Source organism: Alkalihalobacillus sp. TS-13 (assembly GCF_019720915.1).
In the GTDB taxonomy this organism is placed as follows: Bacteria; Bacillota; Bacilli; order Bacillales; family Fictibacillaceae; genus Pseudalkalibacillus.
In genome coordinates, this window is record NZ_JAHKSI010000003.1 from 187,542 (window position 1) to 201,140 (window position 13,599).

General features: G+C 42.4%; 15 protein-coding genes. 11 read left to right on the forward strand and 4 right to left on the reverse strand.

The window, feature by feature from the left end; all coding sequences use genetic code 11:
- The first annotated feature begins 76 nt into the window (after window positions 1–76).
- From KOL94_RS19985 to KOL94_RS20005, 6 genes are all read left to right on the forward strand, one after another.
- A complete protein-coding gene (locus KOL94_RS19985) occupies window positions 77–1,492 on the forward strand; it encodes an alkaline phosphatase (protein ID WP_221568431.1) in 1,416 nt (471 codons plus the stop codon).
- Window positions 1,493–1,574: 82 nt separating this feature from the next.
- On the forward strand, window positions 1,575–2,177 hold the full coding sequence (locus KOL94_RS19990; protein ID WP_221568432.1) for a DUF4352 domain-containing protein: 603 nt from the start codon (window positions 1,575–1,577) through the stop codon (window positions 2,175–2,177).
- A 320-nt stretch (window positions 2,178–2,497) separates the two neighbouring features.
- On the forward strand, window positions 2,498–2,632 hold the full coding sequence (locus KOL94_RS25415) for a hypothetical protein (protein ID WP_260412556.1): 135 nt from the start codon (window positions 2,498–2,500) through the stop codon (window positions 2,630–2,632).
- Between the two features lie 16 nt (window positions 2,633–2,648).
- Entirely contained in the window at window positions 2,649–3,149 is a 501-nt protein-coding gene (locus tag KOL94_RS19995) for a P-loop NTPase family protein (protein WP_221568433.1), read from the forward strand.
- 10 nt (window positions 3,150–3,159) lie between these two features.
- Window positions 3,160–3,555 carry a hypothetical protein gene (locus tag KOL94_RS20000; protein WP_221568434.1) on the forward strand — a complete coding sequence of 132 codons (396 nt, stop codon included), beginning with the start codon at window positions 3,160–3,162 and terminating at the stop codon, window positions 3,553–3,555.
- Window positions 3,556–3,562: 7 nt separating this feature from the next.
- Window positions 3,563–3,838, forward strand: a complete 276-nt coding sequence (locus KOL94_RS20005; RefSeq protein ID WP_221568435.1) for a hypothetical protein — start codon at window positions 3,563–3,565, stop codon at window positions 3,836–3,838.
- 33 nt (window positions 3,839–3,871) lie between these two features.
- Here the strand turns inward: KOL94_RS20005 and KOL94_RS20010 are convergent, their stop codons facing one another.
- From KOL94_RS20010 to KOL94_RS20025, 4 genes are all read right to left on the reverse strand, one after another.
- Window positions 3,872–4,879 carry a FecCD family ABC transporter permease gene (locus tag KOL94_RS20010; RefSeq protein WP_221568436.1) on the reverse strand — a complete coding sequence of 336 codons (1,008 nt, stop codon included), beginning with the start codon at window positions 4,877–4,879 and terminating at the stop codon, window positions 3,872–3,874.
- Window positions 4,876–5,883, reverse strand: coding sequence for a FecCD family ABC transporter permease (locus tag KOL94_RS20015; protein ID WP_221568437.1), 1,008 nt, complete (start codon window positions 5,881–5,883; stop codon window positions 4,876–4,878). The genes KOL94_RS20010 and KOL94_RS20015 overlap by 4 nt, the downstream gene beginning before the upstream one ends.
- A 373-nt stretch (window positions 5,884–6,256) precedes the next feature.
- On the reverse strand, window positions 6,257–7,186 hold the full coding sequence (locus KOL94_RS20020) for an iron-hydroxamate ABC transporter substrate-binding protein (protein WP_221568438.1): 930 nt from the start codon (window positions 7,184–7,186) through the stop codon (window positions 6,257–6,259).
- Window positions 7,137–7,982 carry an ABC transporter ATP-binding protein gene (locus KOL94_RS20025; RefSeq protein WP_221568439.1) on the reverse strand — a complete coding sequence of 282 codons (846 nt, stop codon included), beginning with the start codon at window positions 7,980–7,982 and terminating at the stop codon, window positions 7,137–7,139. The genes KOL94_RS20020 and KOL94_RS20025 overlap by 50 nt, the downstream gene beginning before the upstream one ends.
- Before the next feature lie 200 nt (window positions 7,983–8,182).
- On the opposite strand from KOL94_RS20025, the gene KOL94_RS20030 reads away from it, so the two are divergent.
- The 5 genes from KOL94_RS20030 to KOL94_RS20050 all read left to right on the forward strand — a co-directional run bounded on the left by KOL94_RS20030 (window position 8,183) and on the right by KOL94_RS20050 (window position 13,340).
- Window positions 8,183–9,235 carry an NAD(P)/FAD-dependent oxidoreductase gene (locus KOL94_RS20030; protein WP_221568440.1) on the forward strand — a complete coding sequence of 351 codons (1,053 nt, stop codon included), beginning with the start codon at window positions 8,183–8,185 and terminating at the stop codon, window positions 9,233–9,235.
- Window positions 9,236–9,493: 258 nt separating this feature from the next.
- On the forward strand, window positions 9,494–10,186 hold the full coding sequence (locus KOL94_RS20035) for a response regulator transcription factor (RefSeq protein ID WP_221568441.1): 693 nt from the start codon (window positions 9,494–9,496) through the stop codon (window positions 10,184–10,186).
- Window position 10,187: 1 nt separating this feature from the next.
- Window positions 10,188–11,531, forward strand: coding sequence for a HAMP domain-containing sensor histidine kinase (locus KOL94_RS20040; RefSeq protein ID WP_221568442.1), 1,344 nt, complete (start codon window positions 10,188–10,190; stop codon window positions 11,529–11,531).
- 33 nt (window positions 11,532–11,564) lie between these two features.
- Window positions 11,565–12,251, forward strand: coding sequence for a PepSY domain-containing protein (locus KOL94_RS20045; protein ID WP_221568443.1), 687 nt, complete (start codon window positions 11,565–11,567; stop codon window positions 12,249–12,251).
- Window positions 12,252–12,539: 288 nt separating this feature from the next.
- Window positions 12,540–13,340 carry a peptidoglycan-binding protein gene (locus KOL94_RS20050; RefSeq protein WP_221568444.1) on the forward strand — a complete coding sequence of 267 codons (801 nt, stop codon included), beginning with the start codon at window positions 12,540–12,542 and terminating at the stop codon, window positions 13,338–13,340.
- Window positions 13,341–13,599 lie beyond the last annotated feature (259 nt).

Below are 13,599 nucleotides of genomic sequence, written 5' to 3' on the forward strand. Positions count from 1 at the left end.
TATGCTTTACTAGGGGTACGTAAGAATGCACTCGTTTACATTATTTTGAAAAAATATCCACAGGGGAGGATACATAATGTTAAGGAAAAGATTCTTAAAAACACTGGCGCCTATTGCGGCGATTACCTCACTTGTCATTGGTAGTTATGCAGCTACTTCTTCTGTTGAAGCAAAACCGGACAGGAAGAAATCTGAAATCAAGAACGTCATCTTCCTGATCGGGGATGGAATGGGACCTTCATATACCACCATGTACCGGTACTTAAAGGATGATCAATCTACTAAAAACATGGAACCTACAGCGTTTGACCAATACTTAGTCGGCACGCAATCTACTTATTCATGGGATCCATATTTTAATGGTGGAGAAGGCGATGTGAAAGAAAACATCCCGGACTCTGCAGCGACAGCGACCTCAATGGCTGCTGGAATCAAGACTTATAACGGTGCAATTTCTGTTGATATGGAAAAAGAAAATGTAAAAACGATCCTTGAGGAAGCGAAGGAGCAGGGCAAAGCGACTGGCCTTGTCGCCACTTCGCAAATCAACCATGCGACTCCGGCTTCATTCGGAGCACATGATGAATCAAGGAATAACTACAACGCCATCGCAGATGATTATTATGATGAAATAATCGATGGCGAACATAAAGTCGATGTCATGCTAGGCGGTGGAACTTCTTATTTCGTTCGTGAAGACCGGAATCTAGCAGAAGAGTTCCAGGCTGATGGATACAGTTATGTAACTACAAAAGAAGATATGCTGAAGGACAATAATGATCAAATTCTAGGTCTCTTTGCACCAAAAGGCCTTGATAAAATGATCGACCGGGATGAAGAAACGCCTTCTTTAAGCGAAATGACGAACACCGCTCTTGGAAAATTGAAGGATGACAAAGACGGATTCTTCCTTATGGTGGAAGGAAGTCAGATCGACTGGGCGGGGCATGATAACGATGTCGTCAGTGCAATGAGTGAAATGGCTGATTTCGAGAAAGCGTTTGAAGATGCGATCGAATTTGCGAAAAAAGACAAGCATACCCTCGTGGTGGCAACTGCTGACCATTCTACTGGAGGACTTGCTATCGGACGAGGTGGAGAATACGTGTTCAACCCGGATGTAATCAAGGCTGCAGAACGTACGCCGGATTACATGGCTGCCGAAATCGCTGATGGTGCAGAAGTGGAGGAAGTATTGAACGAATACTCAGGCCTTGACCTCACTGAAGAGGAAGTCAATTCGGTGAAAGAAGCGGCACAAGCCGATGAAAATGGCGTCATTGATGTCGTAAAAGTAGATGATGCAATCGAGCATATCTATGATGTCCGCTCTGGAACGGGTTGGACGACAAGTGGTCACACAGGTGTTGATGTGAACGTCTATGCGTATGGACCAAAGAAGTTCAAGTTCAGTGGCTTGAATGACAACACTGAAACAGGACAAACGTTATTTGAAGTACTGAAAGCGAAACATCCACATAAGAAACACTAGAATAGAAGATTGCGATACACGCCGCTGTCTCTTTGGCAATGGGGTGACTATTGCACGCAGAACGATCAGGAGGACGAATGACATGAATCGGCTATGGCTTTCGGTTTTCAGTGTGGGTCTATTATTGGTAGGTTGTTCAGAGGATGACGCTAAAACCGAGTCACATGAAACACCGCCAGAGGAAAAAGCAGAAGCTGAGCAACAAAATGAGAAGAAACTGAAGAAACGGGATGTGTACATCGAAAGCCCGCAAGCGGTTGATGATCGAGATCTTACCGAGGTGGGGAAACCCCATCGGGACGAGGATGGCAAGGTGAAGCTTTTAGCTATTTCAACCTCTGGAGAACAAATTTCTGTAGGTCCTTTCAAGGTTACACTTGAGGAAGCGAAACTGATGAATTATTCCCCTTCGCCCGATCTAATCGACTTCTTTCATGGATTTACGAGTAAAGAATCAAACTTCAATTATGTAAAACTGAAAATCAAAGTGGAGAACACGTCAGATGAAACATTGAACTTCTCGCCTGTTTCCGTGTTGGAAACAAATGAAGGGGAGAAAAAAAGCTATGAAGATGATTTTTATTTAGAGGAGCTCTATGGTGATTTTGAATCTGGTGAGAAAAGGTTTGGACAGATGGGTTTTATATTGGAAAAAACCGAAGCTGAAAAACCTAGAGTCGATTGAAATAACGACAAGCAACGTTTATAAAAACAAAGAAGCACTCCATAAAAGTAAGACATTCATGATCGAATTTTGATTAAAGTCCCTGAAACAGCTGCTCACCCGCTGTTTCGGGGATTTTTTTATGTGTTAGGAGAGGTGGAGAGTGAATAGATTAACCCCAGAAGTGAACAGATTATTCTAAGAAGTGAACTGATTGTCTCCAGAGTGTAAGAAATTTTCGCCCCAGATGGTGATTTTACTCAGAAAAATCTTCACTTTTGAAACCAAACAGGCTGGAAGAACGTAAAAAACCAAATAATCTGTAAAAAGGGGAGCGGGACATGCGGGATCGTGTTAAGGATAAAAGGAAGGACAGATGGTTGCCGGATTTATTGTTAAATGTACCTGAACTTATCATCTATCCAATAAAATGGCTGCTTCGAGGGCTTTTTACGCTCATCAAATTTTGGAACTGAAACGAGACTGATTATTATGAAAAGAATTCATATCATCGGCTCTGTCGGGAGCGGGAAAACAACCCTTGCCAAAGTCCTTTCAGACCGCTTACAAATCCCGCACTATGAACTGGATAATGTCGTCTGGAGAAGGACGGCTTTTGGTGATGTCAGAAGAACCGAACAGGAAAGGGATGAACGGTTAGGCGAAATCATCAGCACAGAACAATGGATTCTGGAAGGTGCTCATCATACCTGGATTAAAGAAAGTTTGCAGAATGCGGATTGCATCATTCTATTGGATACACCATATTCAAAACGGGTCTACAGAATCATCAAAAGGTTCATTTTTCAGAAGTTTGGTCTAGAAAAAGCAAATTATAAACCGACGTTCAAAATCTTTCGGAAGATGTTCGTCTGGAACGCAGCCTACCAAAATCAAAACAGACAGGAAATCCTTGAGCTTTTAAGTACATATGATGAAAAAGTGGTTATTTTGCAAGATAATAAACAGATTGAAAAGCATCTGAATAGATAGGGGGAGGAGCATGCAGAAACAACATATAAGGACGGTTCAAATCAGTATGCTGGCCCTATTCAGCTTCTTGATCGTTTTAGATTATTTTCCAGATTTACCGATAATAGAGGCTATACCGAGGAATGTTGTGATATTCGGTATTTTTGGGCTCATTTTAATTGCGTTGATATTTAGCGTCTCAATAAACCAGGACGATCTAAGCGTCCTCAAATGGCAAATGGGCATGATGCTTTACCTTCTTGGGTTGATCGCGGTTTTAACGATACTTGGCGGGGAGTCGTCCGTGGGGCTTGCTTTTGACAATTATGCACTTTGGGTTGTGGTTGGAATAAGCATCACTGATATATTGAATCGTTGGAGAAAAATCAAAAAAGTTGATCACGCAACTAAGAATAGATTGGAATGATCATTACATGAACAATACTAAACTTCTGGCTTATACCATCCTAGGGAATATCAGCATCGCGGTCCTCGCTTTCATAGGAATTGCGCATTTCATCCATACAGGAAAATATATAATGATGATCGGGATATTGTTCAGCCTGTGGTTTGTCATGGACTATATAAAAGAACTGCAGAAGAAGGCAAACATAGACAAGAAGATTAATAGAGTAGGTTATATCAGCTATACAATCGCAGCGCTTGTTGGTGTTGTCGTCCTTCTCATCAATACGGATCTGTTAAAATAAATCTTAAAGAGGCTGCCCTAAAGACAGCCTCTCTTATTTTTTCAATAACAGATACATGAAATATGGTGCTCCGATCAATGCAACCATGATTCCTGCGGGAATGCCGCTCGATTCGACTAAGTTTCGACCGACCGTATCTGCAAGCAGTAGAAGCCAACCGCCGATCAGAACGGCAACGGGTATGAACATTTGATGACGAGGACCCACCAAAGCTTTAGCGATATGAGGAGCCATCAATCCGACAAATGCAATGCCCCCAGTAACGGAAACGGCTGAAGCAGCAAGAGCGATAGCTGTTAAAAGCAGGACGATACGCTCTTTTTCTATGGAAACGCCGACTCCGATTGCTACAGGTTCACTAACACCAAGGATGTTCAATCGGTTAGCTTTATAGAGTGTAAAAGGGATGAGGATTACCAGCCATGGAAGAATCGCCCATACGAACGGCCAATCCGTTCCCCAAATGTTTCCTGCCAGCCACTTTGCGATAAAATCAACTTTCGTGCGTTCTGACGAAGATATGAGAACGATCATGATGCCAGACATCGCCATTGAAAAACCGACTCCGATCAATACTAACCGAACTGGTTGGAGGCCGGTCTTTTTATCGTAAGAGCACAGATAAAGCAGGAAACCTGTCATTAGGGCACCCATGAATGCCACAAGTGGAAGCATATAGACAAAAAAACCTGCTTCAATCGGAAAGAACAAAAAGAAGATTGCGATCGCCACACCTGCCCCTGAATTGATACCGATGATACCGGGGTCAGCCAGGTCATTACGGGTGATTCCTTGTAAAATCGATCCGGATACAGCAAGGGCCATTCCAGCTAGTAACGTAATTAAAATTCGGGGCAAGCGTATATCAAATAAAATGAATTCTTCTTTAAATGTTCCTTGTCCTAGAATAGTAGGGAGCAGCCGGTCATAGGACAATGCAGCGTACCCAGTGCCAACACCTATAATGAATGTGATCAGAATCAGTATGCTCAGTACCAAAAGCGTTAATCTTTGTTTTCGAATCAATGCGGGATGGATCATGTGAATGCTTTCCCTCCTTTACGAACTATGACAAGGAAGAAGGGGAGACCCATGATCGCGACAATTGCTGCCACCGGTGTTTCGAACGGAGCATTTATCGTACGCCCAAGGGTATCTGCCAACAGCATGAACGCTGCGCCAATAACCGCAGACATCGGCAGGATGGAACGATAATCCGTCCCAACGATAGCCCGAACGATATGAGGAATCATCAATCCGATGAAGGCCATGTTTCCAACAAGGGCGACAGAGGCTCCGGCTAATAAAATAATGACGACAAAAAGGATCGCTTTAATCTGTGTGATTTTCTGTCCAAGTCCGACCGCTACTTCTTCATTCAAACTGAGGATCGTCAATTGTCTTGAAAGAGTAAGGGATATGAGTATGCCAAGTACAATGAAAGGTACAATGACCTGTAACTGGCTCCATGATGTTCCGATCAATCCCCCGGCGGTCCACATCGAAACATCTTTAGAAATCTTAAAATAAATTCCTACCCCATTAGCCACTGCAAAAAGAAATGCTGAAACAGCAGCCCCTGCCAAGACGATTCGAAACGGGGAAAAGCCGCCTTTTTTCATGGATCCAATACCGAAGACCATGATGGCACCGATCGCTGAGCCGACGAAACAAGCGATCATGATTCCGAAATAATTAGCTGTCGGTATAAACACCATGGTGACAGCAAGAGCTGCATTCGCGCCAGCGGTTAATCCAAGCAAGCCAGGGTCTGCAAGCGGGTTCCGTGTCAATCCTTGCATGATGGCACCGGATACAGAAAGTGCAGCCCCTACAAAAATCGCTCCAATTTCACGAGGAAGCCGTATTTCATTTATCATTAATGCTGCCTCGTTAGTCGTTTGGAATGTCAGTGCCATCCAGACATCCTTGATGGTCGTTTCTGCCGCCCCGAAAACCATTGAGGTAATGAATGCACCGATGAATAGGATAAGCACCAATATGAATTTATATATGAAAGTGATTGTTTTTGGCTGTTCATTCATATGTATCGCATCTTTCTTTTAGGCTGTTTTCTAAAGGTTTGTTGCTAATGGGATGTTGTTAAGGAAGTTGCTGAATTTTTATGACAGTGGTAATTTACGAGACTCTGCGGGATAGCAAGCTAAGCGAGACCCCGCAAGCGAATTAAGGATCTTCGACTAACATCCACTACGTCCAGTGGTGAACCTCGAAGCCAGTACATCCTGTGCAAGTGAGCTGAGGAGGCTCGCAGATTGCCCGCGGAAAGCGAGTATATTTCCAAACTCAAAAACAACAATCTATACGAAAACAGCCTTTTATTATAGGTTTAGAAGAGTGAAAAAGAGTGACCTGATGGGCATTCAGCCTGATAGGTCACCCTGGTTGTTTCAAAAATTACTCGCCAAGAAACGCTTCTTTAAAGTAGTCGAGTTGATAATCAAGTGTTATCGGATCGTTGAAGTAGAATTCCTTCGCATTCACTTCAAATACACGATCGTTCTTAACAGCAGGAATGTTTTTAAATGTTTCGGTTTCTTGGAACGAATTATCTGCATCCGCATTCTTGCTAAAGACGATATAATCCCCGGCAAATTCGGGTAGTACTTCTGGGGATAGTGCATAGTAGCCTTGTTCAAGCGCTTCTTCCCTCACTTTTTCAGGCATTTTCAAGCCCATTTCTTGATAAAGGATTTCTGTTCCGCGGCCCCAGTTATCTCCGAATACGTAAAGCTGTTTATCGAAGCTCTCGATGACGGACACGGTAGCATCCTCACCAATTTCAGCTTTGATTTCTTTACCAGCTGCTTCTGCCCGCTTTTCAAAGTCCTCTACCCATGCTTTTGCTTCTTCTTCTTTATTTAGTAGTTTTCCGATCTCGATGTGTTGAGTCAGGTAATCTACTTTTCCGTAGGTATAAGTGACAGTAGGAGCGATTTCTTGTAGCTTATCGACATTTTTAATGTTGGATAAACCGATGATAAGATCAGGATCTAGCTCAATGATTTTTTCCAGGTCTTCATCAGTTACTTCTTCAACATCCTTCAAATCTTTTTCATAGCGGGGGTTCGCTTTGGACCAGGCATCGACACCAACAAGAGGGACGTCTAGCGCCATGACATTTCCTGCGAAGGATGAAAGGACGATGACACGTTGTGGATCAGCGGGCACTTCAACAGGACCGTTTTCAGATTCATAGGTTATCGTGCTGGATTTCCCATCATTCTTATCTTTTGAATCATTATCACCTTGTTCTGATGCTGCGTTACTGCAGGCACTAACCATGAGAAGCAACAAGAGTGCTAGCGGTATCAATGCTTTTTTCATTTTTGTTTTCTCCTTTTAGTAGATTGTATGTTATGCACATCGGTTTGTTTGTCCGAGGATCTCTGCCGATTTCAGCATCTATTTGAAATACTTTTTTAAGGACATCACGTGTGATTACCGTTTCGTAGTCGCCAGCTTTTACGATTTCACCATCTTTCATAGCAATGATGTAGTCCGCAAATCTGGCTGCCTGGTTCAAGTCATGAAGGACCATGATGATCGTACGCTTTTCTTGGATATTGAGGTTCTGCAATAATTCCAAAATCTCCAGTTGATGGGCCATATCAAGATAGGTGGTCGGTTCATCGAGAAAGATGATGTCTGTCTCTTGGGCTAGAGCCATTGCAATCCAGACACGCTGTCGTTGTCCGCCTGAAAGCGCATCTACAGGACGATATTTGAAATCGATCGTTCCAGTGACTTCAAGAGCCCAGTCAATCATCTCGTAATCTCTTTTCGTTAGACGACCGAAGCCTTTTTGATAGGGGAAACGTCCATAAGAGACAAGTTCACTCACTGTCAATCCGCTTGCGTTTTCAGGTGTTTGTGGTAGAATCGCCATTTTTTTCGCAAGTTCTTTTGTATTTTGCTTCGTGATATTCTCACCGTCCAGAACAACGTTTCCGGATTGGTATGAAATGATACGTGTGATCGCTTTCAATAAAGTCGATTTACCACAGCCGTTCGGTCCGATAATCGTAGTGATCTTCTTATCTGGAATTTTGACACTGAGATTTTTGACAATCGATCGCTCGTCATATCCGATATTCAAGTCTGTTGTATGTAAGCGGATCATCCATATACCCCCATTAGATTGAGAATCGCGTTTATCATTGATAATGATTATCAATATCGCTGACAAAATAACTATAAAGTTAGATATTTCTAATGTCAACCTTTTTTTGTCATGCCAATATTGAATAATCAATATATTTAGTGTATGTTTAAATGAGAATGATAATCAATTGTGGAGTTGGTTATATGGGGTGGTCGGAAATGGATCAGCAAGAACTATATGATGTGACTATAATTGGTGGGGGACCTGCTGGACTGTATTCAGCATTTTATAGTGGACTTAGGGAGATGAAGACGAAGCTGATTGAATTCCAGCCGAAATTAGGTGGTAAAATCCATGTCTATCCTGAAAAAATGATATGGGATGTCGGTGGATTGACTCCGATTACAGGTGCGAAACTGATTGACCAGCTTGTAGAGCAAGGTTTGACCTTCAATCCAACGGTTGTTTTGGATGAAAAAATAGAGGCGATTACACAGGATGAGGAAGGGATTTTCGTTTTGTATGCTTCGTCAGGTAAGAAGCATTTTTCTAAAACCGTGATCGTTGCAGTCGGAAGCGGGATATTGAATCCTCAGAAACTTCAGATTGAAGGAGCGGAAAGGTTTGAAGTATCCAATTTGAATTATACAGTGAAGTCATTAAAACGGTTTAAAGATAAAACGGTGATCATTTCCGGTGGTGGGAATTCGGCGATCGATTGGGCGAATGAGCTGGAGCCTGTTGCTAAAAAGGTATATGTCACGTACAGAAGAGAAGCGTTGAACGGTCATGAATCACAAATCACGCAGCTTGCAACCAGTTCAATCGAATGTTTCTTCAATACATCCATTACCAAACTTCTTGCAGCACCTGATCCTTCTGTCATTGATCGCGTTGAACTGACCAATCATGAAACAGGTACTACAACTCATCTTGCAATAGACGAAGTGATCATCAACCATGGTTATGAACAAGATTCTACATTGATTAAGAATAGTGACATCGACATTAAGCTTGCAGATGATTTCTTCATTGATGGGAATGCGGTCAGTGAATCCTCCATTGATGGCCTTTATGCAGCTGGAGATATCTTGAAACATGAGGGTAAGTTGAATTTGATTGCGGGTACATTTCAAGATGCGGCGAATGCAGTGAACAAAGCGAAGCAATTCATCCAACCTGAAGCTGAGGGAGTTGCAATGGTTTCTTCTCATAATGATGTATTTAAAAAACGGAATCGAAAATTGGTTAAGGAGATGATGAGCTCATAGTTCTTCCTGTATAGCTATACACCTACATCAGGATAACTTTTACATATCATGGCAGCGGGTAACAGCTTTAAAGTCTTTGGCAGTTTCATCATTTTGATTTCTTCTATCTTCGTCTAGACCTCTTCAGGGGGTCTTTTTTTTATCCTGATTCATCATGTTTTAAGTGTTTTCTCACCATTTTTTAATGTTGGAAACGTATAATGAAGCTAAGTTAATGGAAATAGGAGAATCATGTAAAAAATATTTAGGTGGGAAACGATGGACAATCAGAAAATATTGATCGTTGAAGATGAAGAAAAGATTGCCCGTGTCATCAAGCTTGAGTTGGAATTCGAGGGCTATGATGTTGACACCGCACACGATGGTTCAGCTGGTCTTGAAAAATTCCGGAGTGCCCAGTGGGATCTCGTTTTGTTGGACGTGATGCTGCCTGAATTGAACGGAATAGAAGTATTGAGAAGGATCCGTACAAAAGATGAAAATACCCCGGTGATTTTGCTGACGGCAAGGGACTCAGTACCGGATAAAGTGGCAGGACTCGATCAGGGCGCAAACGATTATATCACGAAACCTTTTCAAATCGAGGAACTGCTTGCAAGAGTAAGAGCGTGCTTACGAGTGAAGAGAGGTTCCGGACAGGGCAAAGAAATAGAGGGGAAAATCGTTCTCGGAAATCTCTCGGTCAACGAAAAGACGAGAGAGGTCAAGCGTGGAAGTAGGAATATGGAACTGACACCCAGGGAATTCGATCTGCTCGTGTATCTTCTCCAAAACAAACAGCAGGTCCTGAACAGGGATCAGATTTTATCAGCCGTTTGGGGGTTTGACTATTATGGCGATACGAATGTGGTCGATGTCTATATCCGTTATTTGCGTAGAAAAATCGATCATGAAGAAACGCCTTTGATTCATACGATCAGGGGTGTCGGTTACGTCATGAAGGAGCAATGAGATGAACATCCGTAAGAAGATACATCTTTTTTCAACCATATTCCTTTTTATTATATTATTGTTGATCAACGGAACGATCTATTACTTATACAACAAAGTGACGACCGAGGGTGAGCTCGACCGTTTGACCAACCAGACGGAAACGATCGCAGCAGCACTTAAAGAGCAAGAAATCGCGCCACGTACATTATTGCCTGCATTCATCCCGACTGACGGAATGATCCGGATCATCAATCAGGATTCGAACCCGATCTTGGCTCAGGCGAAAACCAATGAACTCGGGAAAAGCGAAGTGATATTCCAGGAAGCACAAACTGCGGAAGTGCGTGAAGTTGGTGGGAAATCCTATGCGGTTGTCGCAATTCCAATCATTTGGACGAATGGGGAGGTCGTTTCACTGGAAGTCACAGAAAGTATGGCTGGCGTTCAGGCGAATTTGGATATCCTTCGGACGATCCTACTGCTTGCGACGTTGCTTGCTATCCTCCCGGCTTTTCTTTCAGCTAGAGTATTGAGCGAGTTGATTTTGCGACCGATTGAAAAATTGACAAGCACGATGGAGGAGATTCAACGCAAGAAAACATTCAAACATATTGAACTGGAGAATCAGTCTAAAGATGAACTTTATAAGATGGGTACGACCTTCAACAGCATGGTCGATATCTTGCAAGCGAACTCGGAAAAACAACAAAGCTTCGTTTCCAACGCGTCTCATGAATTGAGAACACCGCTCACGATCATCGAGAGCTACGCAAGTCTTTTAAAAAGATGGGGGGCGAAAAAGCCTGAAGTATTTGACGAATCGGTTGAAGCGATCCATTCAGAGTCGATCCGGATGCGTAATCTGACAGAGCAATTACTGCTGCTGGCTCGGAATGATAATGATTGGGAAATCGATTGGCAGAAGGTTGATCTGGTGGCTCTTTGTAAAGACGGGGCCAAATCGTTCATGCAGGCTTATGATCAGGATGTGAGGGTGGTTCATGAACAGAATGTTGTCTTGGCAGCCGGCGATAAACAGAAGCTGAAACAGGTGTTATTCATTCTTTTTGATAATGCGAAAAAGTTCAGTGAACGTGACATTGATGTAGTCGTCGGGTATGAAAATGGTCAGCCCTCGATTACGGTAAAAGATTACGGTATCGGTATTCCAAAAGAGGACGTGGCGAAGGTGTTCGATCGATTTTTCCGAGTTGATAAAGCGAGGAGTCGGAAGACAGGTGGAAGCGGTCTGGGCCTTTCAATCGCAAAAGAAATCATCTCTGCCCATGAAGGATTAATTGAACTTCAAAGTGAAGAAGGCGTCGGAACGAGTGTCACGATCCTGCTGAAAGAAGCGCATTGATTTTATACAAGAAAGGAAAAGGAGGGCGGAACCTTGAAACGGAACATTTTCGTCATCTTAGGCGTTGCGGTGTGTGTGGTAGGCATTATCATTGGAGCACAGCATATTCTGGCCATTAAGAATGACCAGCCTTTAGCAGATAATGAAATTGAGGAATTCATCGCAAGTAAATATACTGGTGAAATTAAAGAGATTACACGGAGCGGAGAGAACTATCAAATAATCCTTGACCGAGAAACAGGGGTCTATAAGATTGTCATAAATGCAGATGAGCGGCGTATTGAAGGCATAGAAATCCTTGAAGTGAAAGAAAAACATATCGATGAGGAAAAAGCGAAGGAAATAGCATTGAAAGATGTCGATGGTGATGTCGAGGATGTACAGTTTGCGAAGAAAGAAAATCCGCCAGTCTATAAAATCAAAATGAAGACGAAGTCAGGGGTGACGGTTGTTACGGTACACGCGAAATCTGGCGAAATTCTCGATCGGAAAGAGGAAGAACCCGAGGACCAGAAAGAAGAAGAGAAGACGTTGATTTCTGAGGAAGAAGCGAAGAAGAAAGCACTTGCTGTTGTCCCGGGCGAAATCGACGATGTTGATATCATCCGGCTAAACGATGTACCCACTTATGAGATTGAAATAGAAATCAATGACGATGAAGATGCAACAGTACTTGTTGACGGATATACAGGTGAAACGACGATTACGTATGAGGATTAGCATGAAGGAAGAAATCAAGTATAACCATTACGAGGGCTTTTTCACTTTTTGTCTAAGGTGTACCGTTTTCTTACCCGTTACATTGGGATAATTTTTAATATATCATGGAATTGGTATAGATTATGTAATATAACCACCTTTTTCATATAGATCATATAGAATACATTATTTCAAGATAATGGATTTATGAGGGTCAAACGTTGTGAATCGATCTATTATACACGAATAATGTCATTCCTCCTCGAATTCTTTTGTGTACAAAGAAATTTAGGGAGGTTTATTGTAAATATGAATACGAGACTTAGAGCCATGTTCATGGTTTTTGTTGTTGGTGCGTTATTACTCGCAGCTCCTTCTTTTACTGAAGCAGCACTTGGGGATCGCATGTTAGGAAAAGGTTCATCGGGATCAGATGTTGCTGAATTGCAAGATTACTTGATGACGAAAGGTGTATTTCCATATCATACATCGACAGGATATTATGGAGATATTACGGTAGAGGCAGTCAAAGACTTTCAACGTAAACGAAACCTGAAAGTCGATGGTATTGCTGGCCCGCAAACGAACCATGCGGTAAAGGTTTTACGATATGGAAACATTGGAAAGCAAGTTATACATATTCAATATCAACTAAAGCAGACAGGACATTACAGTTCTAATCTAGATGGTATTTATGGTAATGGAACAGTGAGTGCAGTCAAGAGTTTTCAGAAGCAACAAGGTCTAGTGGTTGATGGTATCGCAGGACCTAACACAAGATCTGCCTTGGATAATAAATCAAAGCGTGGGTCAGCTGCTGGTAAAGCATTGACGGTTGAAAGCACAGCTTATACTGCTGAATGCGATGGATGCTCAGGTGTAACGAAAATGGGACTCGACTTGAAGAAATATCCGGATGCCAAAGTGATCGCTGTTGACCCAAGTGTGATCCCACTTGGATCTCTTGTGAAAGTTGAAGGTTATGGCGTTGCGATTGCAGCAGACACTGGCGGTGGAGTGAATGGGAATGCAATTGATGTCTTCATTCCAAACCGTGACGATGCAATCAAATGGGGACGCAAAAACGTACGTGTAGAAGTAATTGAATAGGATCCAGGGGCCGATTAAAACATCCAATTTCAACCGATGTTTTTAATCGGCCTTTTTTTGAAAGATAAGGAAGTATAAAATTTAGGTCTACCACAGCACATAGACGTGATATTTTTTTATGAAGACAGTCAGTGGAAGGTTTTTGTGTTTTGAAGATAATTTCGGATTTTTGTAGATACGCACCTCATTTTTGTAGATAAATCAGAATTTCCTATAAGCTGACCAATCATTTAACCTTATTTACGGCCAACCTCTGCCT